Raw genomic sequence first — 17,903 nt, 5'->3', positions numbered from 1 at the left:
AATTTACTCCAATAAAATGATTTAAAAAGTAAAAAATTAAAATGTTATAATTTCTAATCAGTTATAAAATAAATTTTACATTAATAGTGATTGAGAGACAGAAGTATGAGCAAAAAAGTAGTAGAATCCAAAAATATAAAAAGATTTTATGTTCCTAGAACAGCAGTTATTTATTTTTCAGATTCAGATTTATCAATTTTTGATAATTTTACAAAAAGCATAGTTGAATATACAGATTTTATTCAAATTGGTTCAATTGATAAAAGCAAAGAAATTAAAAAAGCGAATGCTTATAAAAAAAGATTTTTCCCTTGACTAGAATTTAAAAAAAATGAAGAAAGAATAATGAAATCATCTACATTTTTTAATACTATTGGTTCAGAAATTACTAAATCTCTAAAAAAAATTGATATTGCAATTATTGTGTATAAATCAAACGATTTAAATATCTTGAATTATGTTGAAGAATTATCAGGTATTTTATGCAAGAATGATGTTTTTTCATTTCATTTTTCTGTTGAAAATTTTATCCAATCTGAAGAATCAAGAAAGAAATATGAAAAACTTATCAAAAATTTTACTAAAAAAAGACAAATTCATGTTCCTATAAAAGAAGAAGCTATTGTTTTATCTTATTCGAATGCAAATATTGCAAATCGTAATTACTATACAAATTTATATATCAATAATTTAATTGATTTATTTGTAGCACCATTTTTAGATCCAAAAAGAAATCCAGATGCTTTTTCAAGAACAAAAGCACTGTTCTATCAATCTAAAAAGAATTTTGAATCAAAAGTTATTACAACAATGGGATATTCAGATGCTAAGATAGATAATGTTGATCTTGCTTTAATTCAAGCGCTTTCAAATCCAATGTTTGCTGCTGCTTTTGACGCTTCAAATACTTTTATTATTGATGTTAAAATGCCTTTCTTTTTAGATTATCATTTAGAAAGAATTAATCAAATTTTAAAATCTGTTGTTGGTGAATGAAAACAATTCTATATTAATTCATATACTGGTTCATTTGAATATGATAAATACTGTCAAATTTCAATTATGGCAATTAATGTAAATGAATCAAAATTAATTAGTGATCCAGAAAAAATTAATGCACATGTTAAAATGATTTTAAATAATGTTCAAAAATCTAGAAATTTATTTGATAATGAAACAAAAGAAATTCTTTTAGAAAAAAGAATTGATGTTTTAGAAGGTTAATAATCGCTATATACAAAGTAAAAATAAATAATTTATTCTATTGAATAGTTGAGTAATTTAATTTCTTTGTTATTAAAGAAAATTTTGTTGATAATGGCTCCACCAATACATTTGTCATTTTCGTATAGAACCAATTGTTGCCCTGGAGTTATTGCTAATTGAGGCTCAAATTCGATACTAATATTTTTTTTGGTTTTATCAATAATTACATTAAAAACTTTACTATCTTCTTGACGGTATCTAAATTTCGCTTTTAAATTTTTAACATTAAAAATACTTGTATTTAAATTTAAATTAATAGCTTCTAATTTGTTTGAATAAAGATATTTTTCTTCTTGAGATAAAGGTGCTACAAAAAGTTCTTTATTTTTAATATTTTTTGCTGCTAAAAAATAAGGTTGATCCATACCACCCAAATTTAAACCTTTTCTTTGACCAATTGTATAATACATCACTCCAATATGAGTACCTACTATTTTTCCATTGCTAATATCAATTATATTTCCTGGTTGAGAAGGAATATAATTTTGCAAAAATTTACTAAAATTTCTTTCGCCGATAAAACAAATTCCTGTCGAATCTTTTTTGTTAGCAACATTTAAATTAATTTTTTTTGCTATTTTTCTAATTTCATCTTTTGTATAGTTTGCTAGAGGAAATATTACCTTCTCTAGTTGTTCTTTTTTTAATTGAGCTAAAAAGTATGATTGATCTTTATTTTTATCGTTAGCTTTGTATAGTTGACCATTAATTAATTTTGCATAATGACCTGTTGCTAAATAATTTCCTTTAAGTTCATTAATAGCATAGTTTAGCATTTTGTCAAATTTAATATATTTATTACATAAAATGTCAGGATTAGGAGTTCTGCCACAAGCATATTCATCAATAAAATTTTGAAAAACATAATCTCAATATTCTTGAATAAAGTCGACTCTTTTTAATTCAATTCCAATTATCTTTGCTGCTTCTAATGCGTCTAAATAATCTTGTTCTTGAGGACAAATTTCTTGATTGATTTTTTCATTGCCTAAAATATCATTATTAGCTATTGAATCTCAATTTCGCATGAATAAACCAACAACTTCATAACCTTGTTGTTTTAATAAATAAGCAGAAACAGCTGAATCAACACCACCTGACATTCCAATAATTACTTTTTCTTTTCTCATCTTTTTAATTTTACATTAATAGAAGTTTATAATTCTATATGTTGCATAAAAATATGTATTTTATTAAGGAGCTTCAATGATTAGAAATGAATTTGATAGAAAAGCAATAGGTGCAATCAGATATATTGGATTAAAAGCAATTCAAATTGCTAAAGGTGGACATGTAGGAATGACTATTTCAGCTGCTCCAATTACGTATACCTTGTTTACAAAATTTATTAATATTAATCCAAATAATGGAAAATGAATAAATAGAGATCGTTTTGTTTTAAGTGGGGGACATGGATCAATGTCTCTTTATCCAATCTTTTATTTAGCAGGATTATTTAATAAAAAAGATATTGAAAATTTTAAAATTGAAAATTCAAAAACTCCAGGTCATCCTGAATTTGAAAATAAAATATCAAATTTTATTGATGCTTCTACAGGACCATTAGGTCAAGGGTTGGCTATGGCAGTTGGTATGGCTTTAGCACAAAAACATGCTGAATTAAAAACAAAAGATAAATATCCAGATTTATTTACAAATTTTACTTATGTTGTTTGTGGTGATGGTGATTTTCAAGAAGGTATTTCATATGAGGCAATGGCAATTGCAAGTAAATACGAATTAAATAAATTAATTGTTTTGTATGATTCAAATAAATTTCAATTAGATTCAGCTGTTTCTAAAGTATCTAATGAAAATATGAAATTAAGAGCAGAAGCTCAAGGATGATTTTATTTAAAATGTTCAAATGATCCAGAAGAAATTGAAAAGTGTATTAAAACAGCCCAAAGAACAAGCAAACCATCTTTGATTGAAGTTGATACTATTATTGCTGAAGGTTTGTTAACAGCAAATAGCAATAAAGGTCATCATGGAGTTGTAAATGATGAGGATATTAAAAAGTTTTTATCTTATCATCAATTGGATTTTCAAGATTGAAATATTGATCAAAATATATTAGATTACTTTGAAAAAACAGTAATTCAAAGAGGATTAAAAAAAGTAAAAGAGTGAGAAGAAAAAATTTCAAAATATAATTTAGATTCAAGTTTTAAAAATTGAGAAAAAATTATTAATGATGACTTTGACTATTCAAAATTATTTAATGAAATAAAAATTGAAAATAAAAATCAAGCAACTAGAGTATATCTAAAACAATTTTTGTCTTCGTTGGAGAATGAAAATCCTTTCACAATTGCAACTTGTGCAGATTTAGTTTCTTCAACAAACGTTGCAATTGGAAATAAAACAATATTAGAAGGAGGACAATCTTTACCTATAGGTATTAGAGAATTTGCTATGGGAGCCATAGTAAATGGTGTTACTTTATATGGAGCAGGTTTTAGAATAATAGGAGGAACGTTTTTGGTTTTTGCTGATTATATTAAATCAGCCATTAGATTAGGAGCAATGATGAAAATTCCTGCTATTTATGCTTTTACACATGATTCTTATTTAGTTGGTGGCGATGGACCAACACATCAGCCATATGATCAACTTCCAATGTTAAGAGCAATTGATAATTTAAATGTTTATCGTGTAGCAGACGAAGAAGAATTAAGATTTGCAATGATTGAAGCATATTCGTCAAAAGAAAATTCTTCAGTACTAGTTTTGTCTAGACAAAATATTAAATCTTTAAATGTCAATTTAACTTTTAAACAATTTAAAAAAGGAGCGTATATTGTTAAAGATTGCAAAAATCCTGACTATGTAATTGCAGCTTCAGGATCAGAAGTTAATTTAGCGCTTGAAATAGCTAAAGATTTAAAAAATGTAAGAGTTGTTTCGGTTCCTTGTCTAGATAAAGTGGTTAAAATTTCTGAAAAAGAATTAAAAGAATTATTTGGGGCAAAAAAATCTTTAATTACATTGGAATCATCTGCAGATTTTAAATGGTTTAGGCTACATTTAAATAATCAAAATAATGTTCATTTAGGAGCATATACATTTGGGAAATCAATGGATGGAGAAAAACTATATAAAGATAAGGGATTTGACAAAGAAATTATTTTAAAACATATTCTTGAAAATAAAAATTAAAGAATAGTTATTATTATGGAATTACTTGTAGCAATCTTTAAAATTGGTTTTTTAATAGTTATTTTTATTGTAGTAATATTTTTTGTTTTATGATGTTTTTTTGGAAAATGATAAAAATAAATTTCTAATTAAATATAGAAAGTTCTAATACACTTTTAATATGGAAAAATTCTTAACACAAATCTTAAAACCAAAAAATATTAATGAAATTATTGGTCAATCTCATTTAATTGGAAAAGATTGTTTGATAAGAAAAATGGTTGAAACTAAACAAGTTTTTTCTTTAATTTTTTTTGGAGCTCCAGGAATTGGCAAAACTTCAATGGCAAACGCAATTTCACAACAGTTAAATTTAAAACATGATTTTTTTAATCCAACTATTGATTCAAAAGCAAAATTAAATCAATTATTGGAAGATAATATCGGTAAAAGTACTAAATATATAATTATCATTGATGAAATTCATCGTATGAATAAAGATAAGCAAGATATTCTTTTATCTTATTTAGAAAAAGGAAATTTAATTTTGTTTGGAACAACAACAGAAAATCCTTATTTTGTTATAAATCCAGCTATTAGAAGTAGATGTCATATTGTTGAATTAAAGCCAATAAGTAATGAAGAAATGTTTATTAGTTTGAAAAAAATCTGCAAAAAAAATGAAATTAAACTAAATGATACTAAGATTCAAATGATTGTTAATAATTCTTTAGGTGATTTAAGATCAGCGATTAATTTATTGGATTTAATACATAAAATTTATCAAAACAATGAACCTGATGACAAAACTTTTTTTAAAATTTTGCCTAATACAAAAATTATGGGATCTTCATACGGAAATGAATTTTATAATTTGCAATCTGCTTTTCATAAATCTTTGCGTGGCAGTGATATTGATGCTTCTATTTATTATTTAGCAAGATTGATTAAAATTGGTGATTTACAATCAATTGGTAGAAGAATGATTGCAATGGCATACGAAGATATAGGATTAGCAAATCCAAATCTTTTGTCTCGAATAATACTTGCAGTAAATTCTGCTGAAAGATTGGGTTTTCCAGAAGCTAATCAAATTTTAGCAACAACAGTTATTGAAATGTGTTTATCTCCTAAATCTAATTCAGGAATAAAAGCAATTGGTTTAGCTTTAAAAGATATCGAAGAAAATGGAACAGGAACTTTAGATATACCTAACCATTTAAAGGATGCTCATTATAAATCAGCTTCAAAATTAGGTTATGGTGATTATAAATATCCGCATAATTATAAAAATAATTGAATTGAACAGGATTATTTGCCAAAAGAAATAAAAAATAAAAAATATTATGAATCAGGAAATAATGAAATCGAAATAAAAATGAATAAAATTTTAGAAGATAGGAAAAAATAATGAATCAAAAGCAATTAAAAAAAATTTCTAAAGAAATTTTGAAAGAAATCAAAAAGCATCAATACATTGTTATTTTTCATCATCTAAGACCAGATGGAGATTGTTTAGGATCACAACAAGGATTAAAATTATGAATTGAAAAAAAATTTCCTAGTAAAAAAGTTTATGCAATTGGTTCAAATGAAAATTTATTTGATTTTCTAAATTTTAAATTTGACAAAATTCCAAATGATGAGATATTAAAAGAATCTTTAGGAATTGTTGTTGATGCAAATTATTCTAATCGAATAGTTCATAATGAAATTATTTTAGAAAATAAATTAAAAACAATAATTAGAATTGACCATCATCCTGAAAAAGATGATATTAATTACAAATTAAGATTTGTTGATTTTTCTTATTGTTCTTCAGCTGAACAAATTAGTCATTTCATTTATTTAATTGATAAAAAATCGATTGATACAAAAATAGCAACATTTTTATATTTAGGGATCTACACTGATAGTGGTAGATTCTTTTACGATTATACAAGTAGTAGAACACATAATTTAGTTGCTTGATTATTTACCAGTAATTTTGATTTTTTTAGTTTACATAAACAATTATCAAAGAGAACAATTGCAGAAGTAGAATTTAATCGGCATGTTTTATCAAATTATAAAATTTATAAAAATGTTATTTATTATTTTTTAACGTTAAATGAAATAAATAAACTAAAGATAAATGAAACGGCTTCTAATCGAGTAGATTTTTTAGCGAATATTGAAGGATATGATATTTGAATATTTTTTATTGAAAATAAGGATGGAACTATAAGAGTAAGGTTAAGATCAAGTGAAAAAGATATTTCAGTTATTGCAAAAGAATATAACGGTGGTGGACATAAAAAAGCATCAGGAGCAATAATTTACAAAAAAGAAGATATTGAAGAAATAGTGAAAAAATGTGCAAATTTAAAATAAGTTAATAAATTTAATTAAATTTTCATTTTTCAAAACTAAATAATTATGTCAAAAACTTTTAATTTGTGTTCCATTAATTTATAATTTTTCATGTATGGAGATACCCAGGCTTTAGTTGATAATTTTTCTACTTTTGATGGAAATTTTGCAAGTATAACAAAATGGCTTTTTTGTAAAAAGGATTGAAGATTTAAGAAATTGAAAAATAAAAACAAAATATAAATCTAAATTTCATATTTGAGGCCAAATTTTATAATGTTTAAAAAGAAATATTGATTTTTAAGAATATCATCAATTGTTTATTTAGTGTTTTGTTTAACATTAGCTGGAATAATGTATTTCTAGTTTTTGGTGAAATGAGCAAATGAGAATCTAAGACATCTGATGGAAGTTATATTGATTTTTTTGTTTTATTAGGTAAATGATGAATTGTATTACCTATAATTTCAATCACTAATGCAATTTTTTGTCCCTTTTTTGTCGTTTCAATTTATTTATATTTTAAATATACAAATAAACGATCATTTTTGAAATATACACGATTTTGTTTGTTCAATACATTTATTGAGAATTTTATATTATTAAGACCAATATTTTTAATATTGTTCATTATCAAAATTTGAAATAAAAATATAACACAGTGATTAATAAAAATAATAATTGCAATCATTTATATGATAAATCAATAGCAAATGGTTTATTTATTGTTGCTGTGATAATATATTTGTTACTTTTGCTTCTTTAAATAACATACAATTTGTCGGTTGAGCATCATTTTGTATGATCATTTATGTGATGGTACTTAAATTGGTTATGAATTTATATATTGATATTAAATTTTCAAACATGAATTTTGCAAGAAAGTGAATCACATCATATTTGATTTCTTCATTTTTAGGTATATTCCCATATTGTTATTATTTGATTAAAAACTCGATTTATATTAATAAATAAGTTCTAAAATTTTTGAACTTCAAATAATTATTATTACACTTTTCTATAATTAACAATTCATAAATTGTTATATGATTAAAAATCTATTTTTAATTGAATTATTGTCATTATTATTACTTAGTAAAGTACAATTTTATTAATTAAAAATGAGAATATTTAAATTAGAACTTCCGATAATAACAATAATATAGCTCAAGATATATGTAGAGAAAGAATATATCGTGTTATTAACGGTAAAGGATCTAAGAAAGAAAAAATAGATTAGGAATATTCAGAAGATAAAAAATCATCGAATAACAAATTCAATGAAATATTTAAAAGTTAAATCAATTAATGATGTAAATGGAGAATATGAAGAAATTAATGCTATGATAGATATTTATAAAAATGAATTTGATAAAGATTTATCAATAAAGGATTTTAAGTAATGAATTTATCTGATGCTCTGGTTGTTACGAATATAGTTATTACAACTTTGATTGGATTTCCAGCCCTTTATTTAGGAACTATTGAAATAATTAGAAGAAGTTTGATTGCAAGAACTTGAGATTATATGGTAGATTTTTTTGAGAAATTGGAAATGATTAATCAGTGAAATAATAATAAATATAAATTAGAAAAATGAAAAGATTACATCGATCAATTAATTCATCAAGGTTTAATATGGTTTTTATCAAAAGATATTTTTGATGAATTTAACGATTTAAAAAGTTTTGATTTAAATTCATTTTTTCAAATAAAAAAATCATTAAAAAATGAAAAATTTAATTCTATTTATAAAATGTATATAAAATGAAAACTTATAAATAAAAAACTTAATTATGTAGTTGATACTTTGTTTTTATATAGGTTTATCACTTTAGAAGATAGAGAAAAACAATTGTTTAGTTATAACTGATGACTTATTAATAATTTAAAAATTGAAAAAACATCAATAACTTTTATAGACTCATTAGACGTTTTGAGATTATGAGGATCAAAGATATCAACGTCTTCATATGATAGTGAAATAATTAGTTTAAAAAAAATAAAAAATAATAAAAATAATATAAATAAAATTTATTTAAATAAATTAAAAAAACATCAATTTATTTTTAATATTGTTTTCAAAACAACAAAAGAAGAAAATAATTTAGTAGAAGATAAAAATCTAAAAATTTTTTCTATTCATTTTAAAAAAAACATAATAGAAAAAATTGAAACTATATATGATTGAGATCAATTTTACCATTTAAAAAATAATAAAAATATAGATATATTTATTAGTTGTTTACTTTTAATTAAAGAAATTTTTAATATTGATTTTATATGTAAATATTTATCTAACATATGACAGATTAATCCCGTTTATCCAAAAATATATATAACAGATCCAGAATTTGAAAATATTAAAAAAAGAGTAAATGAATTAGATAAAAAGGAAAATTTATAATGTTTCCACAAAAAAATTTGATCCAAATAAATGAGATGAATTAAATACATTTAAAGGAAGTTTAAAAATTAAAGAAGGTCTTGATAGCGATAATGAAAGAATTTTTTATAAATCTATTAAAAATAAAGATTTAGAAAATATTCATATATTTAGAAATGGAACTAGTCCGCAAAACGATTATTATATTGAATACATAGATAAAAATGATTCAAAAATTAGAAAGTTTTTTCCCGATTTTATTTTAATAAATGAAAAAAATAAACAATGTATAGTTTTAGAAGCTAAAGGCAATAAAAATGACATAGATCCAAATTCTAAAATTAAATTTCAACAATTTATTGAATGTTTAAAAAGAAATGAAATTAAAAAAAATTACCAATGTAAAAATATTATCAAAGTTTATGAAAATAACGAAGAGCCTGAATATATAAATAAAGAAAAAGAAGAAATAATAAGTTGGAAAGAAATAAGAAAAATATTGGAAATTTAAATTGAAAATATATAAGAAATAATTTCCTAGTGTTTATGAAATTGACTTAATCAAATAGCTAGATAAAAAAATACAAGTTAATTAATTATAATCGGTTAAAAATTTATTGAACAAATTACTTTAATTTAATAAATTGGTTTTATCAATTTTACTATTTTTAAGATAAAAAACAAATTAAAAATATTTCTCAATTATTAAGATATTGAATTAAAATGTCTCATTTCAAAAAAAATCGTAAATTCATTTAAATCAAGCTGTTTAATAATATCAATAATTATTCTCAAAAACTTGTTAAAACACTAAATTTATGAATAGTATAAAAAGATTAGTGTTTATAAACTTACTTCAAATGAGACTTTTGATTTTTGTTATATAATTTTTCTGTTTTTTAAATATTTAAAAAGGTTTTTTATTTATGGAATATTTTAAAAAAGTTTATACAGAAAAAAAAGATTGACCTATTTCAACATTAAAAGATATGATTGAGCTTGGAGAAATAGAATTGCAACCCGAATATCAAAGAGATTACATTATGGATGATAAAAAAGCATCCAAATTAATAGAATCAATTTGTTTAGAAATTCCTCTACCATCAATATATTTGTGTGAAGAAAAAGATAATCATTATAGTGTAATTGATGGTCAACAAAGAATAAAATCTATTAGTCGTTTTTGTAAAAATGAATTTTCTTTAAAAGGTCTAGAGGAATTAGAAGAATTTAATAAAAAATATTTTAAAGACTTAGATAAAGATTTGCAAAGAAAAATTCTAAACACTTCTATTCATTCAATAATCATAAAAAAAGAATCTCAAGAGTTAAAATATGAGATTTTTTCAAGATTAAATCAAGGTTCAACTAAATTAAAACCACAAGAATTAAGAAATTGTGTTTATCATGGTTCATTTAATGATATGTTAGAGAATTTAGCTGAAAGTTATAATATTTTGAAAACAATATTTATTGAAGAAAATAAAAGAAAAAATATCAAGAGAATATTTTAAGATTTTTAGCGCTTAAAAATTATCGTAACATTAAATCATCTTTAAATCAACAATTAAATTTTTATATGCATGAGCATCAAAATGATGATGAAAAAATGATTGAAGAATTTAAGAAAGAATTTAAAAGAGTTATTGATATTATTAAACAAGTTATGGGAAATGATGCTTTTTGTCAATACGATAATGAAAATAAAAAACTTCTAAATAAATTTTCTGGATCAGTTTATGATTCTTTAATGGTAGCTTTTTCATTATTTAATAAGAATGATTTAATAAGAAATGCAGATAGAATTAGATCTAATATATTGTCTATCAGAAAAGAAAATAAAACTTATATTGATTCAACAAGTAGTTCGACAGGAAACAAAGAAAAATTAATTCGAAGAATTGAAATTATCTATGAGAGCATTAAAGAAAGTATTGATAAAATAAATTATTCTGAAAATAGAATATTTGATAGAAAGATAAAAGATGAATTGTGAGAAAAAGATCAAAAATGTTCTTTTTGCAATCAACAAATTTTAGACTACAATGATGCAGAAGTTGATCATATTTTTCCTTATTCAATTGGAGGAGAAACAATTAAAGAAAATGCGCAACTCTTACATAGAAGTTGTAATCGTCAAAAATCTAATAAAGTTAATAACAATTAATTTTTTATATTTTTTGGATATTAATTAAAGTAACAAATTATTCGGATAACACTCTTAAATTAAATTAGTTAATAATACTTTATAAAAAATCAAAACAAAATTCTATAAGATTACAATATTATTATTCACAATAAGTTTTACTAGTCGATTTTTAAAATTGGATAATTACATAAAATAATTTTTTACTAAATAAAAGTTGTTTTCCCATCATTTTGTTATAAAAAATCAATACAATTCTAAACACAAATTCTCAATACTCACCTTCAGAACTAGGTATTTGATCAAACATTATTAATGGTAAATATGATTTTGCTAAATTTACTTAAGAGCTTTCAGGTAGAGATAATGTTGATAGTTTAGAAAAAATGATTAGCGCTTTAGTAAAAGATGAAAATATTTTAGCATTAAGATCAACACCTGATGCTTCGGCGCTAACAGAATTAGAAAAAGTTTTAAAACAGTTATGATGAATTATTGTTGCTCTTGTAGGGGTTGGAGTTTTAGTAGCTTCAAGTATTTCAGTTGCAACAAAAGATAGACAAATAAAACTATCAGCTAGACCGGTATTAAAATGATTATTAATTTCAGGAATTATTCTAGGTTTAACTGTAGCAACATTAGCAATTTTATTTGGAGTTGTTTTATAAAAATTTACTTAAGAGTTTAATTAAGAAAAGAGGTTTGTTATGAAAAAAAGCACTAAAAAGTTATTGGGTTTAGGAACTTCGCTTTTAATTGGTTCTGCTGGTGTAATTGCAGGAATTGGTGCTCTAAAATTAGATCAATCAGGATCATCCATTAATCAAAATAATGCTAGTCGTGCTGTTCAAAACGATGGTTTTGGACTAACTAGTCACGATTCTTTTATTATTGGAAAAAATTTAAATCAAACTGAAATTTACAATAGCACTCCAAACGTAACTAAACCAGTTCCTAATGGATATGTCACAATAAATAAAAATAATCAACTAATTTGTATTGATAAAAACGATCCAAATAAAGTGTTGTGATATTCTAATTATGGTAGTGGCTATAATGTTTTAGCTACAGAATACACTCCTTATGAAGATACATTAGTAGTTTTATACACTGATGAAAAAAGAAATGCAGGAGACAGTGTAAGGATTAAAGTTTGTAAGTATCCAAATATTTCATCAAAAACAGATGGACGAGAATTTACAACATGAGAAGATAAAGTTGTTAACACTTATACTTATGATGGTAATACTTTTAGAAATGATACGTGATGATTATCACCAATTTATAAAACATCAACATCTGATGGCGATAATGCTTAAGTTACTAGTTATCTAATTTATCCAAAGTTACATACAGATAATAATAATCTTGGTAGTTGAGGTTCTGATAAGATTTTTGAATATTCTGTAAAAGATAAATCAGTACAAAATAGAAAATTTAAATACCATTATACCGATAGATATCAAGCTATTATGGGAATGGGTTCATGAATTTATGGTGATAAAATTCATGCAGTTTTACTGATGCTAAGAAAAGGAAGTACGGGTTCATGAATTGAAGTAGAATATTTAGTTCAAGAAGATAACAAAGAATATTTTGCTTCAAAAGGTATTAAAAATCCTGGGAGTAGTGCTGATGGAAATTTCTGATCTGGAAGTTCTTGAGCTATTATATCCGAAGCAGTAAGATCGAATATTTCTGGTGCTGCATTTAGTTACAATTATGATACTTCTGATATGAAAGTTACATTTGCGCTTAATGCATTTGGTGGTTATGATGCATTTGGAAATTCAAATAATTTTCATAAAAATGGTCAATTAATTACCACTTCAGTTTGGTGTGGACTGACAACAATTTTCGGGAACTTCAGGTCCTTGAAGAAATAATTTATGAACTGAAACTTGAGGTGGATATTTTGATAATAGCGTAATTGCTGCAAAAGGAATTAAAAATACTACTGCATCGCCCTTACTTTTAGAAGGATATGATCAAAGAATTCAAGATTCTTCTAAAGGTTATGATGGCCGTTTTACCGCAGTAATTAATAACCCTACATCTTAAGGTAATGATACTTTTAATCCCACAAAAACTCTAAATAATAGTCGCTGAAGAATATATATGCAAACTGATGATGAAGCAGTAAATGCATCAAATTCAACCTACTATAGTAACTTTAGTACTAGTGTTGATATTTCACAAAATTATCGTTTAGGACTTAACCAAGGAGCTTTTGGAATTCCTGTTTTAGAGTATCATAATGACAATAATAACGATAGTACAATATTTAACTTAAACGTCATGTTTATGAAAAATGGTTCAAATAATGGAATTATTATTAACCAAAAAGATTGTGGATTAAATACGCAAAATCCATCAACTTATGGGTATTATACACATGCATCAGCTACTTCAAATACAATTTCAGGTTATGGTGATAGTAGCTATGCAGTTAGCTTAGTTGATAAAGCATATTTATACGATAAATTAAAACTTGGTGGCAATATTTCATATTGATATAGTTCTGATTTTCTATCTCAATCATCAGCTTTAGGTATGAAAAATGTTCGTGATGATGCTAAGTTTTTAATTAAAGAAGATACAATAACTCACAATTATAATGCTGGTTCAGTATCATTTGATTTATATTCAACTATTGTTTATACTAATACAGGACAATTAAATCATAGTAGTGTGACTAGTATGGAACAAAATGGTAATTGATGAACAAATCACAAAATTGGTACTTTTACTTTAACAGGATTTAAAACAGTTAAAGTTACTGAAATTAAAAACTTTAAAATTGATTCAAGTTTAACATTTGGCGGAAAAATAATTGCTCCTTATTTAGTTCCATCTGAAATTGTAACTAATCAATATGGTTCAAACACTTAAAGTTGATTTTAAAAATTTAGTCTGACAATCAATTTGTAGAAGGAGATGTATTTACTAATTTAGTAAGTACTCCAACATATAATGAAAGTTCTTGAGAACAAGACTTTAATGCATTCTTCCCAAGATTTGATATTGAAAGTGATAGTGCAACTAAAGGGCAATTTAATAACGCTGAAGGTAGCGTTACTTTAAGTGTTAAAGTATCAAAAAGATGAGCAGTTCCTGCACCAAATAGTAATGAAGATTTAGTTTCTTTTAATAACTGAACAATTTCAGGATTAAGAAAAGTTGGAGCAACTCAATTTGTTAATAATACTGAAGCAACTGCATTTATTAATCCAAATTGAAGTAATAAAAATATTCCTTATGCTGATGGTTCAACTTATAACAAAGAAATTCAATGACCTGATTATGTAGCACCTAATGTTGAAAAAATTACAGTAGATGAAATTAAAGAATTTTTATTTGAAAATTATATTAAACCAGCTTATGATGCCGCAACTAAAGAAAATCAATACGAAACATCAACTCAATGAGTGAAAAATGTTGCTTATTGTAGAAATTATGGTTGACAATCAGATGGTGATTTTAGTCATAAATTAACTAAAGATAATATTGTTATGATGGCATATAAATATTTTCCAGCTACAGGGAAAATGAGATTAGATATTAGACTTAATGTTTGAAATAAAAATGACCAAGTAGTACACGCAGCTCAAGGAATAGATCAAAATGGAATTGTAGGAACCGAAAAAGAAACTGATGCTCCATTTGGAACTTGATGAATTGGTGGTTTTAGAACAGATAATGTTACAACTTTTGTTGACCAAGATAGAATTTGAGAATTAGATGGAATTGATCAAATTCCAGCAGGAGATGCATACAATCAACAATACTGAACTACAATGCACCAAGCTATTGTAGGACAGGGAGTTCAAAAAGGATATTTAAAATTTCCTTATTGAGTAAATATTGATGATTTTAAAGGACCAAACAATGATTATGGTGGTTTAATTAAATATAATCTAGTTGAAGTTGTAGATGCAGCAAATGGTATAGCTAAAATAAAAGTTACCTTTAGGAATAATTATTGAGCTGCACAAAATGATGGAAAAGTTACAGAACTAGCTGCAGATGCAGGCCAAAAAATAATTACAATTAAAGGATTTAGATTAGCTAAACCAATTAGCATTGATTCTTCAAAATTCTTTGATTTTTCTGCTCAACTATTAACTTCGCCTCTTTATTTAGATCCAACTCAAAGATTAGATGAATTTGTTAGATGATTAAATCAAACTGAGGATAAAATTCTTGATTATATAGTAGCTTAAGATTAAGCAGCAAATCAAGGAGGAGCTCACTCTAAAGAAGAATGAAAGAGAAGATTACAATTTAATTATTCAATTAATAATACAACTAATGAAGCTTTTACATTTACAAGCAATAATGCAGCTGATGCAATTAATCAAGAATTATCAAGACAAACTGGTAAATTAGGATTTATGTATTCTGATAGTTTTACTAATGGATTTAAATTATGAGTAAAAATAACAGATTTAGAACCAGATAGTTTATACGCTTTAGAAGAATCATTCAACAGATAATCAAAAAGGATTTGAATTAAAAGGTCTTTTAGATACACAAAATGTTATCTTGCAATTAAACATGAATGAGTGGATTTATTAATTTAATAAATAAGTGAAAATATTTTATTTTTTATTTTTTGCTATCAAAATAGTTCAACATCGATTTGTTTTTTTTACAATATGTTGAATATATAATTCAAACGAAAGATATAAAATTAATTTTTATTTTTTTTTGCTTTTTAAATATAGAATAAATGTAAAAAGAAGGAGCATAAGAAGATTATGAAATATTTAGTGATTGTTGAATCGCCAAATAAAGTAAAAACAATTCAAAAATATTTAGGTAATGATTATGAAGTAATGTCTTCAGTAGGTCATATTGTGAAAATGCCTGCTTCTGGAGAAAAAAAATTAGGAATCGATTTTAATAATTGAGAACCAATATATAAAATAGAACCTGAAAAAAAACATATTGTTGAGGAATTAAAAAATGAAGCTAAAAAAGCAGAATTAGTTTATATAGCGACTGATCCTGATCGAGAAGGAGAAGCGATTGGTGATAATTTGGTTCATTTTTTAAATATTAACGATAAGTACAAAAGAATTAAATACAACGAAATTACTAAAGAAGCTGTTTTAGCTTCTATTGAAAATCCGACCATCATTGATAATAATTTAGTTAAGGCGCAAAAATCAAGAAGAATGTTAGATCGAATTATTGGTTTTCGATTGTCTGATTTAATGACAAAAAAGATGTCAAATTATCCAGAAAAGCCAACTGCAGGTCGTGTACAGTCAATTGCGCTAAAACTAGTTGTTGATCGCGAAAACGAAATTAGAGCATTTATTCCTACATATTATTCAACTATAGAAGCTAAAATCAACAAAGAAATAAGTGCAACATATTATGATACAAATGGTAATTTTGAAAATAAAGAATGAATTACTAGGGATAAAACAAAACAAATTCTTGGAGAATTAAATGGTCCATTAAAAGTTACTAATGTTAAATTAACTAAAAAAAATGATGCAAAAGTTTCTCCTTTAAAACAAGCTATGCTTTATAAAAAAGCAGATATTTCATCTAAAGCTGTTCAATCAGCTGCTCAGAGATTATATGAAGGTTTTGGTGAAGGAGGTTTAATTTCATATCCTAGAACTGATTCAACTCGTTTATCTGAAAATTTTTTAGTTAGAGCTAGAAGTTATATCCAAAATAAGTACGGGACTGAATATATTGCAAAAGACATTAAAGGTTTTAGCGGAGATCAAGATGCTCATGAAGCAATTAGACCAACTGACATTGCTTTAACACCAGAATTAGCTAAATCAAAATACAATCTTTCATCGTCAGAATATAAAGTTTACTCAATCATTTGAAAGACTACAATGAAAGCAATTATGAGTGTTCCTATTAGAGAAATTTTGAGATACGAATTAGAAAATAACGGACATACTTTTAAACTTTCTTCTTCAAAAATAGTTTTTGATGGATATACAATTATTTCTCCTAAAGAAGAGAATAAAGAGTTGCCAAAATATAATGTTGGAGATTTAGTTGAAGTTCAACAATACTGTTTTTTTGATCACGAAACAAAACCGCCAGCTAGATATACTGATGGATCATTAATTGAAAAATTAGATGATATAAAAGTTGGAAGACCATCTACTTTTGCAACAACAGTAGAAAAAATATTAGATCGCAAATTTGTTGAAAAAGAAGGCTCATCTTTAAAATCAACAGAATTTGGTGAAATTGTTTTATCTAAATTAATTGAAGGATTTCCGAACGAAATTACCGAAGGGTATACAGCTAGAGTTGAAGCTGATTTAGATTTAATTGCCGAAGGTGAAATTGATTACAAACATTTGATGCAATCATTTTGAGATAGATTTGATAAATCACTAAAAACAGCAGAATTAACTCTTGAGAAAACAGTTTTATTAGATCGTTTAGTCGGTGAGAATTGTCCTCAATGTGATTCTCCTTTAGTTTATAAAACTTCTAGAAAAACTAAAGAAGAATTTATTTCTTGTTCAAAGTGACCTGAGTGTTCTTATTCAAGAAGTACAAAAGTTAAACCCAAAAGATTTGGTTTTTTAAAAAATAAAAATTAATGTAATTGGATTTAAG

General features: G+C 24.6%; 17 protein-coding genes. 15 read left to right on the top strand and 2 right to left on the bottom strand.

The genetic code is table 4. From position 1 onward, the window contains the following. Window positions 1–105: 105 nt before the first annotated feature. Window positions 106–1,224, top strand: coding sequence for a gliding machinery protein P42 (p42, locus tag ACJA28_RS01920; protein WP_022934508.1), 1,119 nt, complete (start codon window positions 106–108; stop codon window positions 1,222–1,224). A gap of 32 nt (window positions 1,225–1,256) precedes the next feature. Here the strand turns inward: p42 and mnmA are convergent, their stop codons facing one another. Next, complete coding sequence (mnmA, locus tag ACJA28_RS01915) at window positions 1,257–2,396, bottom strand: tRNA 2-thiouridine(34) synthase MnmA (protein ID WP_022934507.1); 1,140 nt, start codon at window positions 2,394–2,396, stop codon at window positions 1,257–1,259. A gap of 76 nt (window positions 2,397–2,472) precedes the next feature. Between mnmA and tkt the strand changes: the two genes are divergently transcribed. From tkt to ACJA28_RS01850, 13 genes are all read left to right on the top strand, one after another. Next, a complete protein-coding gene (tkt, locus tag ACJA28_RS01910) occupies window positions 2,473–4,428 on the top strand; it encodes a transketolase (RefSeq protein WP_022934506.1) in 1,956 nt (651 codons plus the stop codon). 160 nt (window positions 4,429–4,588) lie between these two features. After that, window positions 4,589–5,818, top strand: coding sequence for a replication-associated recombination protein A (locus ACJA28_RS01905; RefSeq protein ID WP_027121611.1), 1,230 nt, complete (start codon window positions 4,589–4,591; stop codon window positions 5,816–5,818). Next, a complete protein-coding gene (locus tag ACJA28_RS01900) occupies window positions 5,818–6,780 on the top strand; it encodes a bifunctional oligoribonuclease/PAP phosphatase NrnA (protein WP_033378957.1) in 963 nt (320 codons plus the stop codon). Before ACJA28_RS01905 ends, ACJA28_RS01900 begins: the two co-directional genes overlap by 1 nt. Before the next feature lie 1,259 nt (window positions 6,781–8,039). Next, window positions 8,040–8,162: a hypothetical protein gene (locus ACJA28_RS01895; RefSeq protein ID WP_022934503.1), complete on the top strand. Its 123-nt coding sequence runs from the start codon at window positions 8,040–8,042 to the stop codon at window positions 8,160–8,162. Further along, the gene (locus tag ACJA28_RS01890; RefSeq protein ID WP_022934502.1) at window positions 8,162–9,166 is read left to right on the top strand and encodes a hypothetical protein; all 1,005 of its coding nucleotides are present in this window, start codon (window positions 8,162–8,164) and stop codon (window positions 9,164–9,166) included. Before ACJA28_RS01895 ends, ACJA28_RS01890 begins: the two co-directional genes overlap by 1 nt. A gap of 905 nt (window positions 9,167–10,071) precedes the next feature. After that, window positions 10,072–10,659, top strand: a complete 588-nt coding sequence (locus ACJA28_RS01885; protein WP_051122404.1) for a DUF262 domain-containing protein — start codon at window positions 10,072–10,074, stop codon at window positions 10,657–10,659. 65 nt (window positions 10,660–10,724) lie between these two features. Beyond that, a complete protein-coding gene (locus ACJA28_RS01880) occupies window positions 10,725–11,312 on the top strand; it encodes an HNH endonuclease signature motif containing protein (protein WP_051122403.1) in 588 nt (195 codons plus the stop codon). 365 nt (window positions 11,313–11,677) lie between these two features. Next, window positions 11,678–11,959 carry a hypothetical protein gene (locus tag ACJA28_RS01875; protein ID WP_406602177.1) on the top strand — a complete coding sequence of 94 codons (282 nt, stop codon included), beginning with the start codon at window positions 11,678–11,680 and terminating at the stop codon, window positions 11,957–11,959. Window positions 11,960–11,998: 39 nt separating this feature from the next. Then, entirely contained in the window at window positions 11,999–12,610 is a 612-nt protein-coding gene (locus ACJA28_RS01870; protein ID WP_406602185.1) for a hypothetical protein, read from the top strand. 153 nt (window positions 12,611–12,763) lie between these two features. Further along, the gene (locus ACJA28_RS01865; protein ID WP_406602184.1) at window positions 12,764–13,177 is read left to right on the top strand and encodes a hypothetical protein; all 414 of its coding nucleotides are present in this window, start codon (window positions 12,764–12,766) and stop codon (window positions 13,175–13,177) included. Further along, window positions 13,131–13,352: a hypothetical protein gene (locus tag ACJA28_RS01860; protein WP_406602183.1), complete on the top strand. Its 222-nt coding sequence runs from the start codon at window positions 13,131–13,133 to the stop codon at window positions 13,350–13,352. Before ACJA28_RS01865 ends, ACJA28_RS01860 begins: the two co-directional genes overlap by 47 nt. Window positions 13,353–13,409: 57 nt before the next feature. Then, window positions 13,410–14,183, top strand: coding sequence for a hypothetical protein (locus ACJA28_RS01855; protein ID WP_406602182.1), 774 nt, complete (start codon window positions 13,410–13,412; stop codon window positions 14,181–14,183). A gap of 536 nt (window positions 14,184–14,719) precedes the next feature. After that, window positions 14,720–15,514, top strand: coding sequence for a hypothetical protein (locus ACJA28_RS01850; protein ID WP_406602181.1), 795 nt, complete (start codon window positions 14,720–14,722; stop codon window positions 15,512–15,514). Window positions 15,515–15,579: 65 nt separating this feature from the next. Here the strand turns inward: ACJA28_RS01850 and ACJA28_RS01845 are convergent, their stop codons facing one another. Next, the gene (locus ACJA28_RS01845) at window positions 15,580–15,825 is read right to left on the bottom strand and encodes a hypothetical protein (RefSeq protein ID WP_406602180.1); all 246 of its coding nucleotides are present in this window, start codon (window positions 15,823–15,825) and stop codon (window positions 15,580–15,582) included. 226 nt (window positions 15,826–16,051) lie between these two features. Here ACJA28_RS01845 and topA point away from each other — a divergent pair, with 226 nt between their 5' ends. Then, window positions 16,052–17,887 (top strand): type I DNA topoisomerase, encoded by a 1,836-nt coding sequence (topA, locus tag ACJA28_RS01840; RefSeq protein WP_022935662.1) that lies wholly within the window; start codon window positions 16,052–16,054, stop codon window positions 17,885–17,887. Window positions 17,888–17,903 lie beyond the last annotated feature (16 nt).

The sequence above is a fragment of the Mesomycoplasma moatsii genome (genome assembly GCF_045276915.1).
GTDB lineage: Bacteria > Bacillota_I > Bacilli_A > Mycoplasmatales > Metamycoplasmataceae > UBA710.
The sequence above is the reverse complement of the archived record's forward strand: the minus strand, read 5'-3'. Positions and strand labels throughout refer to the sequence as shown.